The sequence below is a fragment of the Streptomyces sp. NPDC029044 genome, from assembly GCF_040637495.1.
GTDB lineage: Bacteria > Actinomycetota > Actinomycetes > Streptomycetales > Streptomycetaceae > Streptomyces.
In genome coordinates this window covers 124,435-145,571 of record NZ_JBEZWN010000008.1, presented here as the reverse complement: position 1 = coordinate 145,571, position 21,137 = coordinate 124,435, and the positions used below count along the sequence as shown (strand labels likewise).

Below are 21,137 nucleotides of genomic sequence, written 5' to 3'. Positions count from 1 at the left end.
GCGGCCGATTCACACGGTGCCCAGAAAGCCCGGATCAGCCCCATCGAACTGTCGGTGTGCGTCCCGGGCGACGCCGAGCAGCTCTTTCATGGGCACGGCGCGCCGGCTGGTCGCGGAGATGTCCTGGCGCGCCTCGGCAGACCACAACGGCGGGAACAGCGACAGGCCCTGATTGCTGTTCAGCGCCCGGACCTCCTCCTTCCATCCGGTCCAGCGCAGACTGGTGTAGAACTCATCGAGTGCGCCGGACACCAGCCAGGCCAGCCACGTCGAGTGACCGACACCCAAAGCCTCCCAGCGAAGGGAATCCGGGGCGAAGTACACAACCTCGCCAGGGCCGCCGGGACGGCCGACGCCGGCAGGAGCAGCGCCGTTGAGAGCGAAGACGCCGCCCAGCACGTCGTGAGCGACCACCAGCCCGGTCTCCGGTCGCCACGCTGGGTCGAACGCTGCGGGGAACTGATTCACGCGAGCCAGGTTCATCACCTCGTACGCAGCCCCACCGGCGGGGCTGCCGAAGACCCGCAGCCATCCATCGTCCACCAGCAGACCACCGCAGTGCAGTACCACCGCACCCAGGTACGACCCGGCCGTGACCTGCAGCTGAAGAATCGACGCCCTACCCAGATCGCCATCGGGCGGGAGCACCTCTACAGACACCGAACTTGCCTCGAGTGTCGCCCTGAGTTCCGGCCAGGCGGGTTCCTCGACATCGATCAGCTGGCTCAACTCACGCATGCCCGCATCGTCGCACCTGCACAGAGCGTCCCAGCTGGCAGGGTGCTCCGAGAAACTGCCTGCCTGTCGAGATGACCTCTCATTAGCCTGTGGATATGCCGTTCTCACTGCGCCTGCGAGAGATCACCCCCGACAACTTTGAGACTGCGATCAACCTGAGGGTCCGCCCCGACCAGGAACATGCGGTAGCGCCCGTGGTGAAGTCGCTCGCCGAGGCATATGTTCATCCCGGCATCGCGTGGCCCCGGCTCATCAGTGATGACGACGAGGTCGTGGGGTTTCTTATGGCCTTCTTCGACAGCGACTGGAGCGGCAAAGGCATCGACTTTCGCTCCGGCCTGTGGCGTCTCAACATCGCAGACGGAAAGCAGGGCCGGGGCTACGGACGCTTCGCGGTGGAGTCCGTGGCCGCCGAGATCCGGCGCAGGGGCGGCACACGTCTGACCACCAGCTGGGTCCCCGGAGCGGATGGTCCAGCAGGCTTCTACCTGGCACTCGGATTTCGACAGACTGGAGAGATCAGCGAGGGTGAAACGGTGGGGGTGCTGGAGCTGGACTGAACCGGAGTGCCGCCTCCGAGTCGCCAGTCCCGCTGGGCACGGAATAAGACGTCATCTCAAGCGGTGACTCATGGCATAGACAGGCGCTGGCAGGCGTGCTGTGGGGAGGGTCGGATGTCGTGGTGAGCGATTACTGGACACCCGCGCATCAAGCGGTTGAGCAGGAGGATGCCGAGGCCCTGGCCCGGTTGCTGGCCGCTGGTTCCGATCCCGACGAGGTCTTCAGCAACATGACGCTGCTGACGCACGCGATCGACGCCGAGGGTGACGGCTCCCTGCAGAGCGGGCAGCCGTTGACGGTGCACACCACGGCCGTGTTGCTGGCCTTCGGAGCTGATCCGGAGCTCGCAGACCCAGACGGCCGCACACCCATGGACACAGCCAATCACTACGGCCACGACGTGGCCGTGAAACTGCTGCAGGCCCACATCAGCAGACGAGCCGCCGATACCAGATGAGGGTGCAGGCGATGCTGGTGAAGGCGAGGAAGTGCTCGGCCTGGCGCTTATAGCGGCGGTGCAGGCGACGTCACCCAGACCGCCACGCCACCGTTCGCGCCACAGTCCCCCATAGGCCGAGGATTTTCTGGCCTTCGCCGGTATCGCGGCCACCCTGACGATCTGCGCCAGGCAGCGAGCCGACTACTTCGTAATTGAGAGTTCAATAGCTGGGCTGGCCGCTGCGCGACTCAGACGCCGGGATGCGCCTGGCCGATCCGGGCGGAACCCGGCGAACGCTCAGCCGTAACCGTTTCGCACAGGACGGTTACCAGGGCCTGGACGGCGGGCGTGGCGCGGTCGGTGGGCCACAGCAGGCCGTAATCGATGGTAGGTGCGTCGCGGAACGGAACGAACGCGATACCGGGGCGAGCGTGATACGCCTCGGCACGGGCGGCCACAGGTGCTACGCCGTGTCCGGCGGCGACGTGGGAGAGGACCTCGGCCCAGTAGCGCACGGCGCGTCCGCGCGCGATGGGCTGCCCGCCGGGTGTGTGGGTGGGCAGGTGGCACTCGAGCCAGTAGGAGGGGAACTCGGCCGCGAACGTGATGAGCGGGGCACGCGCGAGATCCTCCTGACAGACAGTGTCCTGCCGGGCCAGGGGGTGCTGTGCGGGGACCATGAGTGCCCTTGGTTCTGTGAAGAGCACCGGTCCGGCCGTCAGATCCGCCTCGCGTACGGGGAACTCGCTGATTTGGACGTCAAGTTCACCGGAGCGCAGCGGCCCGTACGGGTCGGCGAACTGGGTTTCCTGGGCCTCGACGGTGCACTTCGGGTGCCGCGCGGAAAGGACCGCACCCGCACGCAGGACGGCGTCGGCCACCCACGGGGTGGAGTAACCCACCCGGAGGGGGCCCGCGATGCCACGCGCGGCTACGACGGCCCGCCGGTATGCCAGTTGTATCTGCCGGTGTGCGGGCAGGAGGTCATCACGCAGCTGCGCACCGATCGCGCTGAGTGTGACGCGGCGGCTGGTACGCAGGAACAGCTGTGCGCCGATGCGCCGTTCCAGGCACTTGACGACTTGGCTGACCCGGCCCGGGCTGCACCGCAGTCGATCGGCGGTACGGCCGAAGTGCAGCTCCTCGGCGAGTGTCAGGAAGACCTCGGTCTCCTGTCGTTCCAGCACAGCATCCTCATCGTTGAACCTGACTAAACAGTTCTTCGCGGATCCTACGTTGATGCGTACCGGTCCGGCAGGAGATCGTCTTCAGGCAGGCAGCTGACGCAACCGTCTGCCGGGCTCCGACCGTTTCGTGAAGCCGCGACCAAGCCTTGCCCAGACCCATTGGAGACTTTGGATGCGTACCTTGATCAGCACTGCCTTCGTCTCGCTCGACGGCGTTGTGGAGGCACCGGGCGGCGAGCCCGGCTACCGGAACTCGGGCTGGACGTTCAAGGACATGGAGTTCCTCCCGGAGGCATTCGAGATCAAAGGCCAGGAGCAGAAGCAAGCCACCGCGATGCTGATGGGCCGGGTCAGCTACGAGTCCTTCAGCCTTGTGTGGCCGGACATGGAGGATTTCGCCGACTACAAGGTGATGCCCAAGTACGTCGTCTCCACCACCCTCATCGAGGACACCTTGGTGTCGAACTGGGGCGAGACCACGATCCTGCGCTCACTCGACGACGTCGCCGCGCTGAAGGAGACCGAGGGCGGCCCGATCATCGTCCATGGCAGCGCCTCCTTGAACCAGGCTCTTTCGGATGCCGGCCTGATCGACCGTTACCACCTGCTCGTCTTCCCGCTCCTGCTGGGCAAGGGCAAGCGCCTGTTCAGCGCCACTGACAAAGACACCCAGAAGTTGAGGCTTGTCGAACATGAGACGTACGCAAACGGCCTGCAGAAAAGCGTGTTCGACATGGTTCGGTGACCACTCGCGCACCCACCAACGCTCACACGCGACATCACCTGGAATCATGCCCGCAGGCTTTATCCCGGTGATCCCGCCAGCGACCACCCCGCTGCGGCGTCCGGTCCGGTGGCGACCGCTCGATCCGCGCCCACTGTGCGTCAGTCAACGGCACACCCGGACCAACGCCCGACTGATCGAACGAAACTCCCTAAGCACCGTCGCCCGCCCCGTTCGGCAGGGGCGGTTCCGTGTCGAGGCGGCGCAGTTCCTCGTCGGTGAGGAGGCGGGAGCGGAGCAGGAAGCGAACGCCCTCCGGGGCCTCCAGCGAGAAGCCGCTGCCGCGGCCGGGGACCACGTCCACGGTGAGATGGGTGTGCGACCAGTACGTGAACTGGTCCGCGCTCATCCAGAACGGGGTGTCCCCGGCCACGTGCCCCAACAGGACGTCCGAGGCGCCGACCCGGAACTCGCCGCGCGGGTAGCACATCGGGGCGCTGCCGTCGCAGCAGCCGCCGGACTGGTGGAACATCACCGGCCCGTGCGTCCCGGTCAGCCGCCGCAGCAGTTCCTCGGCGGCGGGGGTCAGTTCGACACGTCCTGTGCGCACGGTCATGTGGTCCTCCTGACGGCGGGGTCGGTGACCGGTCCGGATCGCGAGTCGTCCAGTATCCGCCCGAGGGCGGGCAGGAGGCCACAGGGCGGAAGCGGTACCGCCCCGGCCGAACCGACGCCGGCTACAGCAGGTCTCGGGGGACCTTCTCGTTCCAGGTGCGGGAGAAGACCCGGCGGTCGGCCTCGTACGCGTCGAGGGTCGCGTCGACGAAGAAGTCCGTCTCGTCGCACGTGAGCCGGGTGCTGGTGACCACCCGCACGTCCCAGTCGTCCCGGCAAAACCGCATGGTCCACGTGGACTCGCCGCCGACCGAGGTGAAGTCGTCGGCGACCGCCGTGTAGCGCTCGTGGGCGCGGCGGCCGGCCTCCAGGCCGATGTCCTCGAAGCGGACCGTGCCCCGGTCCTTCACGATGTCCAGCTCGGAGCGGTAGCCGATCAGATCCCGCTTGACGTCCCAGCGCTCCTCCGGGGGCGTCACCTGGGTCATGGCGAGCGGGGGAGTGCCCTCGGGTTCGCCGAAGGGCGACGACGGCACCTCGTCGGGCTCGTCCACCGGCCGCACCGGCAGGGTGAGCGTGCTGGAGTGCTCGTGGACGCCGAGCAGGGCCGGCTTGGGCGCGGGCCAGGCCAGCGGCCAGTAGGACGTCGACAGGGAAAGCCGGATGCGGTGGCCCGGCGGGAACGCCTGCGCCACACCGTTCAGCGGGATGGTGGCCCGGTAGCGCCGGCCCGGCTCCAACGGCTCGGGGGATTCGGCGCTGTCACGGCGGGTCAGGTTCAGGATGCCGTACGAGACGCGGGTCGCGGCGCCGTCGGGGCTCACGTCGGACAGCCGCGCGGCCACCAGGGCGACCGGCTCGCTGACCGTCAGGTCGAGCTCCACGCTCGGCGAGCCGAGGATCTCCACCGGCTCGGTCAGCGGCTCGCTGTCGAAGACGAGCGAGCCGCCGTCCTCCTCCCGCTGGTCGTAGGGCAGGTCCGGGGGCGCGTTGTAGGAGGCCCACTTGCCCGCGAACTGGCCGACGGACAGCGGCGAGCGCACGGTCATCGCCGCGCCGCCCTCGGCGGGCACAGCCGTGGCGTCCTGCGCGGGACCGATCGTGTGCCGCGTGAGCGGGTGCGTCTCGGGCCGGATGTGCGGCGACGGCCAGTCCGGCTCGCCGACCCAGCGACCCGGCCGTTCCTCGTAGGACGTGGAGGGCGGCACGCTGTCCTGCATCCAGGCCAGCAGCATGGGGCCGTCCATGACGCCGTTGTCGACGCCCTTGAGCCAGTGGTCCCACCACCGCACCAGCTCCTGGAGGTAGCCGATCGCCGGGCCGGGCTCCCCGAGGTGCGGGAACTTGTGCGACCAGGGTCCGATCAGCCCCTTGCGGGGTACGTCCAGGTTCCCGAGCAGCCGGGTCACGGCGTTGGAGTAGCCGTCCGCCCAGCCGCTGGAGGCCAGCACCGGGCAGCGCACGCTCGTGTAGTCCTCGCACACCGAGGCGTGCCGCCAGTAGTCGTCGCGCCGCTGGTGACGCAGCCACTCCAGCACCCAGGGCTCGGTGTTCTCCAGCCGCTCGTGCCACATCCCGCGCCAGCGGTCACCGACCACGGCCGGGTCGGGCGGGCAGGTGCCGTAGGCGAACATGGTGCCCGCCTCGGCCAGGTTGTCCGACAGCAGGGCGCCGCCCATGTAGTGCATGTCGTCGGCGTGCCGGTCGTCGGTGAACGAGGCGATGGCGATGGCCTTCAGGCTCGGCGGCCGGCGGGCCGCCACCTGGAGCGCAGCGAACGCGCCCCAGGAGATGCCCATCATGCCCGTGCCGCCGTCGCACCAGTGCTGCTCCGCCAGCCAGGCCAGGATCTCCTCGGCGTCCGCCTGCTCCCGCTCCAGGTACTCGTCGCGCAGCACGCCTTCGGAGTCGCCGGTGCCGCGCAGGTCGACGCGGACACACGCGTAGCCGTGCCCGGCGAGGTAGGGGTGGTGGACCGAGTCCCGTACGGCCGTCAGGTCGCGCTTGCGGTACGGGATGTACTCCAGCACCGCCGGCACCGGCTCCTGGTCCGAGGAGGTGGGCCGCCAGATGTGCGCGGAGAGCCGGACCCCGTCGGACATCGGGATCGTGACGTGCTCCTCCTCCTTCGTCTCGTACGGCAGATTGGTCACGTAACGCATGGAACCCACGTGCTCCTCACTTCTCGGCTGCGTCGGCTTCGGCCGGGGCGTCCTCGAAGGCCAGGCCCAGGGCCGCCACGCAGTGGTCGAACTTCTCCCGCAGCTCCGCCTCGTCCGCGCCGCCGGTGTAGATGTGCGCCAGCTCGTAGCTGTAGCTGTCCTGACCGGGGAGGTCCGAGAGCCGGTCGCCCTGCGTGGGAATCACCTCGATGCGCACGCCCGGGGTCTCCCGCTCGATGCGGGCGATCTCCTCGGGGCCCGGCGCCCGGCGCACCACGCCGTCGGTGAACCAGCGGTGGTACCACTTCGCCGCCATGGCGTACTCGCCCTCGCGGTGCGGCATGTGCGGGTCCTCACCCAGGGCGAGACGGACCATGCAGTGGTGGTTGGGCACGCCGTCGACGTACTGGAACAGCTCCGCGTGCGACTGGGAGTGCCGCGGGTTGATCTCCAGCAGGTTGATCTCCTGGGTCCGCGGGTCGTAGAAGTACTCGATGCTGAAGGTGGCCGAGTCCATCCCGATCTGCCGCATCACGCGCTCGCTGACGTCGTGCAGCTGCGCGATGACCGGCGGTGGCAGTGTCGAGGGGTACTGGTGGCGCAGGAAGCAGGGGGAGTCCGGGTACTGGATGGAGTCCAGGACCCCGTAGACCGTCACCTCGCCCTGATGGACGTAGCCCTCGACGGCCACCTGGACGCCGGACATGGACTCCTCCGCGAGGCAGACCCGGCCGCCCACGCCGTTCATCTCCGGCGGCAGGTCGATGCGTTCGAGGATGTGCTCGAAGGGGCGGCCGATGCGGGACATGCCCTCGCGGATCTCGGAGACCGCCTTGCGGAACTCCTCTTCGTCACCGACGCCGAAGGCGAGTTCCGAGGAATACGACAGGGCGGGCTTGAGCCACATCGGGAAGGTCACGTCATCCGGCGGGCGCGGCGGCTCGGCCGACAGGTCGACCTGCCCGAAACGCGGGTGCCGGTCGGTCACCTTCTGCTGCTCCAGCCGGCTCCAGTACTTGTGCTCGCACTTGACCACCGATTCCAGGCTGGTGCTGCGGGTGCCGTAGCGCTCGCTCAGCATCGGGACGAGGGTGCTGACCGGGAAGTCCCAGTAGCCGACGATCGCGTCGATGCTGCCGTCGAACGCGTCGAGCACGCCCTGGGCCTTGTCGAGCAGCGTGGGCAGGTGCACTTCACCGACCTGGAGCTCCTCGATCGTCAGCAGCTGGTGAAAACGCAGCCGGTCGGCTCCCGGGACCTGCTGGAGCGTGGGCAGATTGGCCTCGTCGAGTCCGATCACGAAGACGTTCTTCACCGTCTCGTCAGACACGGTTCTCCTTCCGGCGAAGTACGGCCCGGAGGCCGGCTTGCAAGATCCTCGGAGTACCCGTCGTGCCTGCCGGCATTCCGGTCCGGGCATCGCACCCGTTCCGGGCGGCCGGGACATGCCCGCCGCCGTCCTGGGAACGCGGCCCGGGCAAGGAGGGCGCGTCCGGTCGAGCGGGCCGCGCCGACTCCGACCACGGTGATCGACTACGCGGCGTCCAAGGCGGCGCTGATCACGCTGACCAAGTCCGTTCCCACGCGTCTGGCCAAGCGCGGGGTGCGGGCCAACGTGGTCGCGACGGGCCCGACATGGACACCGCTCAACGAGGCCGATCCGCACATGCCGCCGGACGGGCTCGCCCACGTCGGCAGCGAGGCCCCGCTGGAGCGCGCGGCCCAGCCCGAGGAGATCGCGGGGACGTACGGCTACCTCGCCTCCGAGGCCGACTCCGGCTACACCGTCGGCGAGGTCATCGCGGTGACCGGCGGCATCGTCGACACGCGGCAGTCCGGCTCACAGCGCGGCGGGCAGGGGCTGCTCCGCCCAGATGGTCTTGCCCGTGGCCGTCTGGCGGCTGCCCCACCGCTCGGCGAGCTGGGCGACGAGCAGCAGGCCCCGGCCGCCCTCGTCGAAGACCCGGGCCCGGCGCAGGTGCGGCGCGGTGTTGCTGCCGTCGGACACCTCGCAGATGAGCGTCGAGTCGCGGATCAGCCGCAGCTCGATGGGCGCGCCGCCGTACCGCAGCGCGTTCGTGACCAGCTCGCTGACGATCAGTTCGGTGGCGAACTCCGCCTCCGTCAGGCCCCATTCGGCCAGCTGCTCACCCGCCATCTTGCGGGCCCGGGCCACGGCCGCCGGTTCCGGCGGCAGCTGCCAGGTGTGGACCTTCGCGGGGTCGAGAACGGCCGTCCGCGCCAGCATCAGCACGATGTCGTCCTCGGACCGGCCGGTCAGCACCGTGCGCAGCACCCGGTCGCAGGTCTCGTCGAGCGTGCCCCCGGGGGTGCTCAGCGCTCGGTGCAGCAGGCCGATCCCGACCTCGATGTCATGGTCGGGCGCCTCGATCAGACCGTCGGTGTAGAGGACGAGCAGGCTGTTCTCCTCCAGTTGCACCTCGGAGGATTCGAACGGCAGGCCGCCCAGACCCAGCGGCGGCCCGGCCGGCAGATCCAGGAACCGTACGGCGCCCCCAGGGGTGACCAGCGCGGGCGCCGGATGCCCGGCGCGCGCCATGGTGCAACGCCGGGACACCGGGTCGTACACCGCGTATAGGCAGGTGGCGCCGACCTGTCCCGAGGCCTCCCGCTCGCCGCGCACCTCCGGGCCCTCCTCCCGGTCCAGCCGGATGACGAGGTCGTCCAGCTGGGTGAGCAGCTCGTCGGGCGCGAGATCGACGTCCGCGAGCGTCCGCACGGCCGTCCGCAGCCGGCCCATCGTGGCCGACGCCTGGATGCCGTGGCCCACCACGTCGCCCACCACCAGGGCCACGCGGGCGCCCGACAGCGGGATCACGTCGAACCAGTCGCCGCCGATGTCCGCGCCGGCCCCGGTGGGCAGGTAGCGGTAGGCGACGTCCATCGCCGCCAGCTGCGGGGGCCGCTCGGGGAGCAGGCTGCGCTGGAGGGCGAGCGCCGTGCGGCGTTCGCGGGTGTACCGGCGGGCGTTGTCCACGCTCACCGCGGCCCGGGCGACGATCTCCTCCGCGAGCAGCAGGTCGTCCTCGCTGAACCACTCCGGCGTGCGGTGCCGGAGGAAGTGCACCAGGCCCAGCGTCACCCCCCGGGCGCGCAGCGGCACGATCATCACCGAGTGGATCAGGTGCCGGGACACGGTCTCGGCGCGGGCGGGGGAGGACTCGAGCCACTCCCGCAGCTCCGGGTCCCCGGGCCGGTGCCGGACGCCCCGGCCGGCGCTCAGCGTCCGCAGCGGCAGCGTCCCCACCGGGTAGCGGGTCGTCTCGCCCGAGGCGACCACCGACTCCGGGCAGCCCTGGAGCACCGACCGCTGTGCGGTGCGCCGCACGGTGACCGGTGCGTCCGGCGGCAGCGGTCCCGGCTCGTCGCCCAGGGCTACGGACTCCAGCAGATCCACGGTCACGAAGTCCGCGAAGCCCCCGCTCACGGCCACCTCGGCCATCTCCTCGGCCGTGCGGGTCACGTCCAGGGTGCTGCCGATGCGCAGACTGGCCTCGTTGAGCACCGCAAGCCGGCGGCGGGCCCAGTACTGCTCCGTCGTGTCGAACACGGTCGCCGACATGCCGTGGACCGCGCCGGTCTCGTCCTTCAGCGGCGACAGGAACATGGACCAGGCGTGCGGCCGGGTCTGGCCCGGGGCCTTCGCGTGCTCCTCGTGGAAGATCATCTCGCCGGTGCGCAGGACCTCGCGCTGGAGGCGGTCGTACTCGTCGAAGGGCGGGTTCGGCTCGATCTCCCACAGGGTCAGGCCTTTCATGTCCGCCACGGACCTGCCCATGACCCGGGTCATGATCTCGTTGGCGGCCACCAGCCGGGCGTTCCGGTCGTACACCGCCACCGGCACGGGGAGCTGGGCGAGTGTGAGGTCCCACAGCGGCGGCAGGCTCCCGTGCTCGGCCGGGGCCGCCGTGTAGACGGGCACGGTGCCGGTCACGAGCCAGAGCCGCCCGCCTTCGCCGTCGGCCAGTGGCGTCCCCTGGAGCCGGACTACGACGCGGTTGCCGTCCCGGTGCCGCAGGGCCACCTCTCCGGCCCAGCGCCGCCCGTCGGCCGCGTGCCGCCGCGTGGACTCCGGGAGCCGGGCGGCGAGCAGGTCGGTGACGGGCTTGCCCAGGAGCTCGGCGGGTTCGTAGCCGAGCAGACGGCGAGCGCCGTCGCTCCACACCATGATCGCCCCGTCGGCGTCGACGACGACCACCAAGTCCTCCGGTACGCGTCCCTCCACGGTGCCTCCGGGTGTGCCGCCCCAGTCTGCTCACGCTTCCCTGCACCGATTGTCCCGCTCCCGACTCGCTGAGGCTCGTCTGCCGAGAGGCGCTGCGGTGACCAGCCCGAACACCCGGACGGCCGTGCGGATCGCCTGATCGAGCACCCGCCGGGACCGTCAGCCGGCCAGGCGCTCCACCAGCAGGAACCCGCCGATGACGATCATCATCGCGCCGGAGAGACGGGTCACCGCCCGGGCCGCGGCGGGCCTGGTCCTCAGGACCGTGCGGGCCAGGACGCCGACGGTGAGGTAGACGACGGCGCAGGCGGTCATGTGCAGCGAGCCGAGCAGGCCGGTCTGGCCGGCGACCGGCCAGGCCCCCGCGGGGTCGATGAACTGCGGGAACAGGGAGAAGTAGAGCAGCAGGGCCTTGGGGTTGAGTCCGCTGATCCCGATGCCCCTGAGCATGACCCGCGCACGGGAGGTGCCCTCGGGGGCCACCTCCGCCCCGGAGGCCGTCAAGGCGGCCGGCTGCCGGAGCACTCCCCAGCCGAGCCACACCAGGTAACCGGCGCCGGCCACGGTGAGCGCGGTGAGCAGCGTCGCGGAGCTCGCCACGATCACCACAAGCCCCGCCACGGCGAGCAGGGTGTAGCCCGCGTATCCGGCGACCAGCCCGGCGACCGCCGGCACGACCGACCGGTCCCGCAGGCCGGACGTGATCGCGTAGGCCCAGTCCGCGCCGGGGGTGAATATCAGCAGCAGATCCACTGCCAGGAAGGCCGCCAGCGTGGTCGTGTCCATCGATCGTTCCCTCTCACATGCGGTGGTGCGAGAGGAAGGTTAGGCCGGATCGAACCGAAGGTGTTCCCTTCTTTTCTCCTTGATCGCGGTCTCTGAGGCAGAATCTTCTCCATGGATGCCCTGGACCGGAAAATTCTTACCGAGCTTCAGCTGGACGGCCGTCTCACGGTCACCGAGCTGGCCGCGCGCGTGAAGCTGAGCGTCTCGCCCTGCCACCGCAGGCTGCGCGACCTCGAACGCGAGGGTGCGATCCGCGGATATCGCGCGGTGGTGGACCCGTCCGCCGTGGGCCTCGACTTCGAGGCGCTCGTCTTCGTCACCATGCGCCTGGAGGACGCCGACACGGTCTCCGCGTTCGAAGAGGCCGTGGCCGCCGTCCCGCACGTGCTCCAGGCCCAGCGGCTGTTCGGCGACCCCGACTACCTCCTGCGGGTGGCCGCCACCGACCTGACCGCCTTCCAACGGCTCTACGACCAGCAGCTCGCCCGGCTCCCCGGCGTCCAGCGCCTCAACTCCACCCTCGTCATGAAGCACGTCGTCGACGACCGCCCGCTGCCCGAGTGAGCGGCCGGCGGCCATCGCGCGGGCGGTGCGCCTCAGCCGCCCAGTCCCCCGGCGAACGGCATCGACCGCCACTGCTCGACCGCCGGCTTGAGCGCGTCCACCAGCAGGGGCAGCTGTGGCGCGAGTGCGAGGCAGGCCACCGCGCGGGACATGCCCACCGCGTTGACGACCCGCAGCACGTCCTGGTCCAGCCGGCGCAGCCCCAGCCGCCCGGCCGCCGCGTCGTAAGCGGCCTCGCACTCGGGGCCGAGGGCCGCCAGGTCCCACTCGACCGGCCCGAGCGTGGTCAGTTCGAAGTCGGAGTACAGGACGCCGTCCGGGCCGGAGACGATGTTGGCCGCCGGGGCGTCCCCGTGGACCGGCTGCAACCCGATGCCGGGGAACACCGCCTCGAACCCCGCGCGTGAGGCGACGACCGGCTCCAGCACCTCCCACTCGCGCCGCGCCCGGTCCAGATCGGCCGGCTCCAGGAGATCGGGGCGGGCTGCGAGCGCGGCAAGCCCCTCGGTCACGAACCTCGGTTCGGCCGCGGAGAGGAACGGCAGCTCACCCGGGTAGGAGCGCAGCGCGGCGTGCAGGTCGGCGACCAGGCCGGCCTGACGCACGAAATCCGGCTCGGCGCTCTGGTCCAGCTCGACGAACTGCCAGAACGTCATCGAGAACCCGTCCCGCAGCACGGGCTCCCGCGGGACCAGCGGACTCGGCGGGATCACCGGGTGTCCCTGATCCGCGAGCCACCCCGCCACGGCCAGCTCCTGCCGCTGCCGGGCGGCCTGGGAGCCGGCGTCGGCGTACGACGGCAGGACGGTCGGCACCCTGACCACCACGGGTGACGGAGCCAGGTGCACCACGACGGAGAACACGTCGTAGACGACCCTCGCGTCGGCCACGTCGAGCCCCAGATCGCGCCCCGCGGCGACGGCGGCGGCGAGAGCACGGGAGGTGCGGGCGGACATCTGATCAGGTGTCATGAACCCTTCCATGGCGCCGATGCTGTCACGCCGGACACCGGCGACGCATCCGGTTAAGACCCGGCGCCGGCTGTGCGCCCCGGATCAACAACCGGTGCGCTGCGGGGCAATCGGCCCGCCCGGGCCCGCCCTAGCGTGGCCTGGTCCCTTGCACCGGCTCCACCGCGTCACTGTCCGCGGCCGAACGGGGGGAGCGCTGGCAGGTGAGCCGCACCTTCATCCCGCTCGACGTACGACTCCTCGAAGACGATCCGTCGCCCGGCAGCATCGTCAGCAACCGTCTGGGTTCCTTGCAGGTCTCGCAGGTCGAGGCCGGTCCGCAGGTCGTGACGCGCAGCAGGAAGCTGATCGCCCGGGACGGCAAGGAGTTCCTCATCCTGACCCTGCAACGGCGGGGCGGTGCTCTCAAGGAGCAGGACGGCAGGGAGGCACGCATCGGACCGGGCGACTTCTCCCTCTCCGACTCCTCCCGGCTGTTCCGGAAGAAGGTGGAGAACGCGTTCTGCTTCACCTCCTTCCACTTCCCCCGCCAGGATCTCCGGGTGCGCGACGCGGACCCGCGGGCGCTGACCGCCACGGCGTTCTCCGGCCGGGAGGGCAGCGCCGCCCTGGTGGCCACCTACTTCGCACGGCTGGCCCGCGAAGCGGCGCACCTCGACGCCGTCGCCGGTCGGCAGTACGCCGCCACGGCGCTGGACCTGCTGGCGCTGCTGATCGCCGAGCGGTCCGGCCGTTTCACCCCCCAGGCCCCGGAGGCCGCGGCGGCCACCCTGGTGCGCGTCAACGACCACATCCTGCGCCACCTCGCCGACCCCGGCCTCGCACCGCCCGCGATCGCCGCCGCGCACTTCGTCTCGGCCCGTTACCCGCACAAGCTGTTCCGGTCGGAGGGCGTGACGATCGGGGAGTGGATCCGGACGCAGCGGCTGGAGCGGTGCCGCCGGGATCTGCTGCGCTCCCCGGCCCTCGGGGACGGGGTCGCGGCCGTCGGCCGGCGCTGGGGGTTCACGAGCCCCAGCCACTTCAGCCGCGCCCTTCCGCGCGGCCTACGGAATGGCGCCCCGCGAATGGCGGCTCCACGGACTGGCCGGCGGCGCGACGACAGATGCGGGGGAGCGGGAACATCCCGGCGGAGCGGCTCGTTGCCCCTGAGTTCGCCCACGTCCGAGTCCGCCCGTGTCGCCGACCCAGGGAGCATCGTGCCCGAGACCACGCCCGACCCGTCCACCGTTCTGACCGCGCCCCCGGCCCTGAGCGCGCAGGCCGAGCGGCTGATCGAGCTCGGGGTGCACGAGATCGCCGGCCTGTCCGCCGAGGAGATCCGCACGTTCGCCGCGCGGGCCGAAGCCGGGGCCGACGGCCGCGATGCCCTGCTGGCCGTGCACCCGGACCGGGCCCCCGCCTCGGCCCTCGCGCCGCTGCTCCGCCGCGACGGCAAGCCGGGCTTCGTCGTCGTCGACATGCCCGACGTCGACGAGTTCGCCCCCTCTTCCCTCGAACTGCCGGACGCCCCGCTCTACCTGGTCCACGGCATCGACCGCGGCGACCACATGGCCAACTGGTCCCCGGACGAGGCCCTGCCCGCCCTCACCCAGGAGGACCGCACCCCGCTGGTGCTCACCGAGGGCATCCACTGGGTGCTCCAGCAGCCCGAGGCCCTGGAGCGGAACCTCTGCTTCATGACCATCGGCTCCCGGCTGCGCAAGCCCAACGGCAGCTTCGACGCCCGCACTCCCGCCATCTGGATCAGCAACGGCACCGGCCGGGACGGCCGTGAGCGCCGCAATGCGCCCAAGGTCGGCTGGTGCTGGTGGAACAACCGGCACACGTGGCTGGGCTTCGCCTCCACGACGGGCCGTCGGGGCTGAGTCCCGTCACTGCGCGAACCGGGTGAGCGGCGCCGGCCTCCCCGCGGTGAGCGCGGCGAGACCCGCGCGGGCCTCGTCCCGCACGTCCGCGGGCGCGCGGTCCTCCAGGGCGAGCGCGGCCCGGTACTCCGCTGCCGCCTCGGCCCGCTCGCCGAGACACGCCAGCGCGTGGGCCAGGTGCAGGTGCACCTGGCCCGCCTGCTTGTGCCGTCCGCGGGCGTCGAACTGCCCGCGGACGCGACGGCTGTGCCGCAGCGTGCGCAGCAGCCGGCCGAACGGCGCCGTGATCCCCACCCCAGTGCCCACCGCGCGATGATACGTCCGGCCCATGACGCCTTCTCATTCGGTGATGTATCAACCATGCCTACACTTCCCCCATGGGAGAGACGGTGGGATGGCTGACACCGGAGGAGCAGCGCGCGTGGCGCGGCTTCGTCCGGCTGCACGAGCGGCTCGGGGGGCGGCTGGGGCGTGTGCTCCAGTCGGAGTCGAAGGTGTCGCCTGCGGATGTCGCGGTGCTGGTGCTTCTCACGGGCAGTCCGGACGGGCGGCGGCGCCACCAGGACCTGGCCCGGGCGCTGGAGTGGGAGAAGAGCCGGACGTCCCACCACATCGCGCGGATGGCCGCACGGGGCATGGTCGTCCGGGAGGAGTGCCCCGAGGACGGGCGCGGCGCGTTCGTGGTGATCACGGACGCCGGGCGCGAGGCGATCGAGGCCGCCGCGCCCCGCCACGCCGAGGCGGTGCGTGACCTGTTCTTGGACCATGTCACGCCCGCCGAACTGCGGGTGCTGGCAGAGATCTCCGAGCGCGTCATCCGCGCGATGGACGAGGACCCGTCCTGAGCCGGCAGGAGCAGGGCGGATGAGCGTGGCGCCGTCCGCGCCCCGACGTCGGTGCCCTCAGGGCCGATCCGCCGCGTGCGGCCGTACCGGATGTCGGCTCGGGATCGACACCCGGTCGAACGCGCCGATGGTGATCACCACCCAGATCGCGGCGGAGATCTGATCCTCGGTCAGCATCTGCCGGGCTGTCGCGCAGGCGTCCGCCTGTGCTGGGGTGTCCGCCGGATCGTTCGCCGCCTCCGCGAGTTCGAGCGCCGCGCGTTCGGCGGGGGTGAACACGCTGGTGTCCCGCCAGGCCGGCAGCACCGCCGGCCGCTGTGGCGACTCGCCCGCGCGCTGGGCCTTGCCGGTGTGCAGGTCGCTGTGGCCGCCAGTGTGCCTCCGTGGCATCATAGTTGATGTGACAACTAGAGTGGGGGAGAGGTGGTCCCGGTGAGCAATGTCGAAACCGACCCGGCCGCGCTGAGGTGCGGAACGGCCGCCGACGGCGACCGTCCGGCCACGGCATCCCGGGTGGACGTGCTGTCGGCGCGTGAAGTGCCCCTGGGCGGACCGCGGGCCCTGCTCGTGCGCCGGACACTGCCGCAGCGGGCCAGGACACTGATCGGAGCCTGGTGCTTCGCAGATCACTACGGCCCGGTCGACGCCGGTGCGACGGGCATGGACGTGCCCCCGCATCCGCACACCGGCTTGCAGACGGTGAGCTGGCTGTTCAGCGGGAAGATCGAACACCGCGACTCCCTCGGCACCCACGCCCTGGTCCGGCCCGGCGAGATGAACCTCATGACCGGCGGGTACGGCATCGCCCACTCGGAGGTCTCCACCCCGGACACCACCGTCCTGCACGGCGTCCAGCTGTGGGTGGCACTGCCCGAAGAGCACCGGAACGCCGCCCGCGACTTCCAGCACCACGTCCCGCGGCCCGTGCGGGCCGACGGCGCCGAGATCAAGGTCTTCCTCGGCTCGCTCGCCGGCAGCACCTCACCGGTGCGGACGTTCACACCCCTGCTCGGCGCCGAGATCGTCCTCGAACCGCACGCGACGCTCACCCTCGCCGTGGACACCGCCTACGAGCACGGCCTCCTCGTCGACAGCGGGGACGCCCGCCTCCTCGGCACCCCGCTGCGCCCGGCGGAACTGGGCTACGTCCCTCGTGGCACCGACACCCTCACGGTGTCCAACGAGTCCGACGCTCCCGCGCGTACCGTCCTGCTCGGCGGCCCTCCCTTCGAGGAGGAGATCGTCATGTGGTGGAACTTCATCGGCCGCAGCCACCAGGACATCGTCCGGGCCCGGGAGGACTGGCAGGCCGGCTCCGACCGCTTCGGCGCCGTCGAAGGCCACGCTGGACGCCGCCTGCCCGCACCGGCCCTGCCGAACGCCGTCATCACACCCCGCCGGAACCCCGTCCACCGCTGAGTTCCCGACGGGCCCGGGCGCCCCCGCCGCCCAACTCCCCTGCGAGGCCACAGGAAAGGCATCCGATCAGTCACTCCTCCGCCGTTCCTTCCGTCCGGCGGTCGGACACCGAGCAGTTGTACGCGATCCTGGCCGACGGTGGCCGTGCCGGGCTGACGGCCACCACGACCGCGCGGAGCGGCGCGTCTTCTTCCACGCCGGGATCGACGACGCCGTCGGCAAGCGGATCGCGTCGGCCTGCCCGTACGTCGCGTCGTACCCCAGGCGCAATGACGGATTCGCCGACATCACCGACCCGTGACGCCGGACGTCCTGACGTGGCTGAAGGAACAACTCCCCTGAGAGGAGCAGTCCTTGGACAAACCGGGGCCGACGCCGAGACGGCTCCGGCTCAGTCCGCCGGAGCAGGGCCCGGACCACCCGTACTGCCCCGCAGCGCTTGGTGAACGGACCACACGACAGCCACCAGCGGTACGGCCACCACCGCACCGATCACCCCCGCCGCCACCGCCCCGCCGACCACCGCCAGAGCGACCACCACCGGGTGCAGCCGGACGGCCCAGCTCATCACGATGGGGTGCAGGAGGTGGCCCTCGATCTGGCCGATGACCACGATCAGGGCCACGACCACCAGGGCGATGAGCGGCCCCTTCGACGCCAGGGCGACGACGGCGGCGACCGCCAGGGCGATGGGCGAGCCGATCAGCGGGATGAACGCCGCGAGGAACTCCAGCAGGGCCAGAGGCACGGCCAGCGGCACCCCGAGGGCGAACAGCGCGATGCCCACGAGGACCGCGTTGGTCGCCGCCACCAGCAGGATGCCGTGCGTGTAACCGGTGAAGGTCCGCCAGGCCGCCCCGGCCCCGACCGCGAACCGCTGCCGGGCCCGGGCGGGGAGCTGGTCGCACAGCCACTGCCACTGCTTCTCGCCGGAGTGCGTGAAGAAGACCGCGCAGAACAGGGCCAGCGCGAGCACGGTCAGCACCTCGACCAGCCGGCTCGCGCCGCTGACCGCCGTGCTGATGATGGTGGAGCGGTGGTCGGACAGGAGCTTGCCGATCCGGGACTGGAGATCGTCGAACGCGTCCGCGGGCAGCCGGAAGGGCGGTTCCTCCAGCCGTCGCTCGATCCTGTCGATCCCCGTCACGAACTCCTTCTCCAGCCCCGTCCGCTGGTCCGCCACGGTCTCACCCACCAGGGCCAGCGCCCCGAGGACGAGGACGATGCCGCCGATGAGCGCTGCGGCGACGGCGAGCGGCCGGGGCATGAACCGCGCCAGCAGACCGGCCACCGGCCGGAGCACGGCGGTGATGACGAGACCGAGGAACACGGCGACGGCGACCCGGTGGAACTCCCCGAGCACGGAGAAGGCGAACCGGACGACGATGCCGACCGCGATCAGCCGCCACGCGTACGCGGCGGCGGTCCGCAGCACGTCCGGTACGCGCGACTCGGCGTCGTTCGGGCGCGGCAGCGCCGAGGCGGGTGGATCGGGGGGCGGCGACATCTCATGCCCGTACCACCCAGGGCCCGGCGAACCGCGGGACGAGCCCGGAATTCCCCCGAAGGCCGGTACCGCCCCGGCCGGGCGGGCCACGCCGAGCGGCGCGCCGTCCCCATCGGCTGCAAGTCACCGACAAGCCACAGGCCCCTCAACGCACGGGGAAACCGAAGGAGTACCCCTGCTCCTTCAGCCACGGCAGGAGCTGCCGCAGGGCGGCGACGGTCTGCGAGCGGTCTCCTCCCGCGTCGTGGAAGAGGAGGGTCGGGCCGTTGGAGATCTCGTTCTTGACCGTGGCGACGATGGCGTTCGTGCCGGGGCGTTCGAAGTCCTTGGAGTCGATGTTCCAGCCCAGCGGACGCATGCCGCGGGACGCGGCGAGGTGACGGCCGGCGAGGGTGAAGGCCCCTCCGGGAGCCCGGTAGTACAGCGGCCGGACGCCTCCGGAGGCCTCGGTGATCATGCGCTCGGCGTCCTTGATCTGCTCCGACTGGTAGGCCTCGGACTTGTGATCCATGGTGACGTCGTGCGAGACCGTGTGGTCGCAGAGCCGGTGCCCGGCCGCCACGACCGCCTTGACCAGGCCGGGGTGGGCGCGAGCCTGCGTGCCCACCATGCAGAACGTGGCCTTCACACCGTTGTCCCGCAGCACCTGGAGCACCTCAGGTGTCCACACGGGGTCCGGTCCGTCGTCGATGGTGATGTTGACGCCCCGGGCACCGGCGTCCGAGGCGTGCACGATGCCCGTCGGCACGGGCGCCGCCTTCCGGCCCTGCGACGGGGCGGGAGGCGCCGCGACGCCCCGGTCGGGCCGGTCCGCGCCGGAATCCAGTTGCGCGTTCCAGAACGAGGCCAGGCCGGCCACCGCGGTCACCCCGAGCGCCGCTGCCAGCACTTTGGCGTACCATCCCCGTCCGCTGTTCCCCACCATGTCCGCTGTTCCTTCGCCGTCGCCGTGGTGCCCGTGCATACGGCAAGAGGGCGGCCGACGGCCGGCGGATCCCGCTGTTACCGATCACGGACAATCCCGCTGCCCGGCGGTATCACGACGGCCCTGCGGCGCTCTCGAAGCGTTGGCGGGCCGGTGGCGGGGGGTTGGTGGGGCGTTGGCGGGCCGGTGGCGGGGCGTTGGTGGGTTTGGCCCAGGGCGCCTCAGCCGGTTTCGCGGTCCAGCACCCGGCGGGCCGCTTCGGCCTCTGCCGCCGGGGGCGAGAGCTCGTCGAGGGTGTCGAGTTCGTCGTCCGCTTCCAGCTCCCGTTCCCAGGCCGCCGCGAGCCGTTCCTGCTCCTGGCGGGGCCTGGTGCCGACCGCTTCGCGGTGCTCCGGGTCCAGAGCCGCCAGGAATCGGGCGAGGGAATCCGTGCTCATGCGGGGCTCCTTGTCGTGGGGGAGGCGTGCCACCTGCCCCAGCATGGCTGAACCTCTCCGCGCCGGCCGCTCGACACAGCCGGGGGCAGCGCGTCGCCCAGGCGATGATCACGGGACATCAGTTCTCGTCCGGAGAACCCGGGTTACCGGCCCCGATCGTTGCCGGATCATGGAACCGCGACCCCCAGAGGATTGGAGACCTGTCATGACCAGCACGTTCCGCCCCGACTTCGGACTCACCGCACAGGACTACGGCCGCCACCGCGCCGGCTTCCCACCACAGATCGTCACCCACCTGTACCGGCACGGCATCGCCTTCCCCGGCAAGGACGTGCTCGACCTCGGGACCGGCACCGGCGCCCTGGCCCGCCTGTTCGCGCAGGCGGGGGCGCGGGTGACCGGCCTCGACCCGGCCGCGCCGCTGCTGGAGCAGGCCCGGGAGCTCGACCGGGAGGCCGGGGTGGAGACCGGCTACCGCGTGGGCACGGCGGAGTCGACGGGGCTGCCGGACGGGTCGTACGACGTGGTCGCTGCCGGCCAGTGCTGGCACTGGTTCGACGCGCCGAGGGCCACGGCGGAGATACGGCGGCTGCTGCGGCCGGGCGGGCGGGTGGTCGTCGCCCACTTCGACTGGCTGCCCCTGCCGGGCAACGTGGTCGAGGCGACCGAGGAGCTGATCCTCTCCTTCAACCCGGCCTGGACGCTGGGCGGCGGCACCGGTCTCCACCCGCGCTGGCTGACCGACCTGGCCACCGCGGGCTTCACCGGCATCGAGACCTTCTCCTTCGACCTGTCCGTGCCCTATCCGCCGCAGGCGTGGCGGGGGCGGATCCGGGCCAGTGCCGGGGTGGGCGCCACCCTGCCGCCGGACGAGGTGGAACGCTTCGACGAAGCCCTCGGCCGGGTGCTGGACGACCGCTTCCCCGGTGAGGTGATCCAAGTCCCGCACCGCACCTGGGCCGTTGTCGCCACGAGGGGCGAGGAGGACTGACCCGCTCCGTCCGGCCCGGTGAACCACCACGAGTCGGACGGCGCTGTTCGACCAGTCGGACATTGTTCGAAACCTCTTGACGCTGGCCCCGGTGCCGACTGAAACTCTCGCAACACACTGCACGTGCGTGTAACGGCAGGCCCACGGCAAGG

20 protein-coding genes and 4 pseudogenes are annotated in these 21,137 nt (G+C 71.2%); 10 read left to right on the top strand and 14 right to left on the bottom strand.

What is annotated here, in order from left to right; translation table 11 throughout:
* Positions 1 to 9: 9 nt before the first annotated feature.
* On the bottom strand, positions 10 to 738 hold the full coding sequence (locus tag AB0E85_RS10455) for a DUF2625 domain-containing protein (protein ID WP_361924649.1): 729 nt from the start codon (positions 736 to 738) through the stop codon (positions 10 to 12).
* Positions 739 to 833: 95 nt separating this feature from the next.
* Between AB0E85_RS10455 and AB0E85_RS10450 the strand changes: the two genes are divergently transcribed.
* Both AB0E85_RS10450 and AB0E85_RS10445 read left to right on the top strand, forming a co-directional pair.
* Positions 834 to 1,298 carry a GNAT family N-acetyltransferase gene (locus AB0E85_RS10450; protein ID WP_361924647.1) on the top strand — a complete coding sequence of 155 codons (465 nt, stop codon included), beginning with the start codon at positions 834 to 836 and terminating at the stop codon, positions 1,296 to 1,298.
* Between the two features lie 122 nt (positions 1,299 to 1,420).
* The gene (locus AB0E85_RS10445; protein WP_361924645.1) at positions 1,421 to 1,756 is read left to right on the top strand and encodes an ankyrin repeat domain-containing protein; all 336 of its coding nucleotides are present in this window, start codon (positions 1,421 to 1,423) and stop codon (positions 1,754 to 1,756) included.
* On the opposite strand, the pseudogene AB0E85_RS10440 reads toward AB0E85_RS10445, so the two are convergent.
* Positions 1,728 to 1,859: pseudogene (locus AB0E85_RS10440) on the bottom strand (IS5/IS1182 family transposase); the annotation flags it as partial. The gene AB0E85_RS10445 and the pseudogene AB0E85_RS10440 sit on opposite strands and share 29 nt — an antisense overlap.
* Positions 1,860 to 1,986: 127 nt before the next feature.
* Positions 1,987 to 2,925, bottom strand: a complete 939-nt coding sequence (locus AB0E85_RS10435) for a LysR substrate-binding domain-containing protein (RefSeq protein ID WP_361924643.1) — start codon at positions 2,923 to 2,925, stop codon at positions 1,987 to 1,989.
* Between the two features lie 172 nt (positions 2,926 to 3,097).
* On the opposite strand from AB0E85_RS10435, the gene AB0E85_RS10430 reads away from it, so the two are divergent.
* The gene (locus tag AB0E85_RS10430; RefSeq protein ID WP_361924641.1) at positions 3,098 to 3,670 is read left to right on the top strand and encodes a dihydrofolate reductase family protein; all 573 of its coding nucleotides are present in this window, start codon (positions 3,098 to 3,100) and stop codon (positions 3,668 to 3,670) included.
* A gap of 190 nt (positions 3,671 to 3,860) precedes the next feature.
* Here the strand turns inward: AB0E85_RS10430 and AB0E85_RS10425 are convergent, their stop codons facing one another.
* The 3 genes from AB0E85_RS10425 to AB0E85_RS10415 all read right to left on the bottom strand — a co-directional run bounded on the left by AB0E85_RS10425 (position 3,861) and on the right by AB0E85_RS10415 (position 7,756).
* Positions 3,861 to 4,265, bottom strand: coding sequence for a DUF779 domain-containing protein (locus AB0E85_RS10425; protein WP_361924639.1), 405 nt, complete (start codon positions 4,263 to 4,265; stop codon positions 3,861 to 3,863).
* A gap of 121 nt (positions 4,266 to 4,386) precedes the next feature.
* Positions 4,387 to 6,426: a CocE/NonD family hydrolase gene (locus tag AB0E85_RS10420; protein WP_361924637.1), complete on the bottom strand. Its 2,040-nt coding sequence runs from the start codon at positions 6,424 to 6,426 to the stop codon at positions 4,387 to 4,389.
* Between the two features lie 16 nt (positions 6,427 to 6,442).
* The gene (locus AB0E85_RS10415) at positions 6,443 to 7,756 is read right to left on the bottom strand and encodes an ATP-grasp domain-containing protein (RefSeq protein ID WP_361924635.1); all 1,314 of its coding nucleotides are present in this window, start codon (positions 7,754 to 7,756) and stop codon (positions 6,443 to 6,445) included.
* Between AB0E85_RS10415 and AB0E85_RS10410 the strand changes: the two are divergent.
* Positions 7,655 to 8,233 (top strand): annotated as a pseudogene (locus AB0E85_RS10410) (SDR family oxidoreductase); the annotation flags it as partial. The gene AB0E85_RS10415 and the pseudogene AB0E85_RS10410 sit on opposite strands and share 102 nt — an antisense overlap.
* A gap of 33 nt (positions 8,234 to 8,266) precedes the next feature.
* On the opposite strand, the gene AB0E85_RS10405 reads toward AB0E85_RS10410, so the two are convergent.
* Together AB0E85_RS10405 and AB0E85_RS10400 are read right to left on the bottom strand one after the other, a co-directional pair.
* Complete coding sequence (locus AB0E85_RS10405) at positions 8,267 to 10,672, bottom strand: SpoIIE family protein phosphatase (protein WP_361924633.1); 2,406 nt, start codon at positions 10,670 to 10,672, stop codon at positions 8,267 to 8,269.
* 159 nt (positions 10,673 to 10,831) lie between these two features.
* Positions 10,832 to 11,458, bottom strand: a complete 627-nt coding sequence (locus AB0E85_RS10400; RefSeq protein WP_361924631.1) for a LysE family translocator — start codon at positions 11,456 to 11,458, stop codon at positions 10,832 to 10,834.
* A 111-nt stretch (positions 11,459 to 11,569) separates the two neighbouring features.
* Here AB0E85_RS10400 and AB0E85_RS10395 point away from each other — a divergent pair, with 111 nt between their 5' ends.
* Positions 11,570 to 12,022, top strand: coding sequence for an Lrp/AsnC family transcriptional regulator (locus tag AB0E85_RS10395; protein WP_033307166.1), 453 nt, complete (start codon positions 11,570 to 11,572; stop codon positions 12,020 to 12,022).
* A 32-nt stretch (positions 12,023 to 12,054) separates the two neighbouring features.
* Here AB0E85_RS10395 and AB0E85_RS10390 read toward each other — a convergent pair whose 3' ends face one another.
* Complete coding sequence (locus AB0E85_RS10390; protein WP_361924628.1) at positions 12,055 to 12,993, bottom strand: aminoglycoside phosphotransferase family protein; 939 nt, start codon at positions 12,991 to 12,993, stop codon at positions 12,055 to 12,057.
* 203 nt (positions 12,994 to 13,196) lie between these two features.
* Here AB0E85_RS10390 and AB0E85_RS10385 point away from each other — a divergent pair.
* Together AB0E85_RS10385 and AB0E85_RS10380 are read left to right on the top strand one after the other, a co-directional pair.
* Positions 13,197 to 13,967 (top strand): annotated as a pseudogene (locus AB0E85_RS10385) (hypothetical protein); the annotation flags it as partial.
* Positions 13,968 to 14,192: 225 nt separating this feature from the next.
* Positions 14,193 to 14,861, top strand: coding sequence for a DUF5701 family protein (locus tag AB0E85_RS10380; RefSeq protein ID WP_361924722.1), 669 nt, complete (start codon positions 14,193 to 14,195; stop codon positions 14,859 to 14,861).
* Between the two features lie 6 nt (positions 14,862 to 14,867).
* On the opposite strand, the gene AB0E85_RS10375 is transcribed toward AB0E85_RS10380, so the two are convergent.
* Positions 14,868 to 15,167 (bottom strand): hypothetical protein, encoded by a 300-nt coding sequence (locus AB0E85_RS10375; RefSeq protein ID WP_361924626.1) that lies wholly within the window; start codon positions 15,165 to 15,167, stop codon positions 14,868 to 14,870.
* 71 nt (positions 15,168 to 15,238) lie between these two features.
* Here AB0E85_RS10375 and AB0E85_RS10370 point away from each other — a divergent pair, with 71 nt between their 5' ends.
* Positions 15,239 to 15,706 carry a MarR family transcriptional regulator gene (locus AB0E85_RS10370; protein WP_361924624.1) on the top strand — a complete coding sequence of 156 codons (468 nt, stop codon included), beginning with the start codon at positions 15,239 to 15,241 and terminating at the stop codon, positions 15,704 to 15,706.
* A 57-nt stretch (positions 15,707 to 15,763) separates the two neighbouring features.
* Here AB0E85_RS10370 and AB0E85_RS10365 read toward each other — a convergent pair.
* Positions 15,764 to 16,066: pseudogene (locus tag AB0E85_RS10365) on the bottom strand (carboxymuconolactone decarboxylase family protein); the annotation flags it as partial.
* Between the two features lie 72 nt (positions 16,067 to 16,138).
* On the opposite strand from AB0E85_RS10365, the gene AB0E85_RS10360 reads away from it, so the two are divergent.
* On the top strand, positions 16,139 to 17,125 hold the full coding sequence (locus AB0E85_RS10360; RefSeq protein ID WP_361924622.1) for a pirin family protein: 987 nt from the start codon (positions 16,139 to 16,141) through the stop codon (positions 17,123 to 17,125).
* Between the two features lie 391 nt (positions 17,126 to 17,516).
* Here AB0E85_RS10360 and AB0E85_RS10355 read toward each other — a convergent pair whose 3' ends face one another.
* The 3 genes from AB0E85_RS10355 to AB0E85_RS10345 form a co-directional block, all read right to left on the bottom strand.
* A complete protein-coding gene (locus tag AB0E85_RS10355) occupies positions 17,517 to 18,632 on the bottom strand; it encodes an AI-2E family transporter (protein ID WP_361924620.1) in 1,116 nt (371 codons plus the stop codon).
* Between the two features lie 145 nt (positions 18,633 to 18,777).
* Entirely contained in the window at positions 18,778 to 19,557 is a 780-nt protein-coding gene (locus tag AB0E85_RS10350) for a polysaccharide deacetylase family protein (protein WP_361924618.1), read from the bottom strand.
* 221 nt (positions 19,558 to 19,778) lie between these two features.
* Entirely contained in the window at positions 19,779 to 19,994 is a 216-nt protein-coding gene (locus AB0E85_RS10345; RefSeq protein WP_361924616.1) for a hypothetical protein, read from the bottom strand.
* A gap of 205 nt (positions 19,995 to 20,199) precedes the next feature.
* Between AB0E85_RS10345 and AB0E85_RS10340 the strand changes: the two genes are divergently transcribed.
* Positions 20,200 to 20,985, top strand: a complete 786-nt coding sequence (locus AB0E85_RS10340) for a class I SAM-dependent methyltransferase (protein ID WP_361924614.1) — start codon at positions 20,200 to 20,202, stop codon at positions 20,983 to 20,985.
* The last annotated feature ends 152 nt before the right edge of the window (positions 20,986 to 21,137 follow it).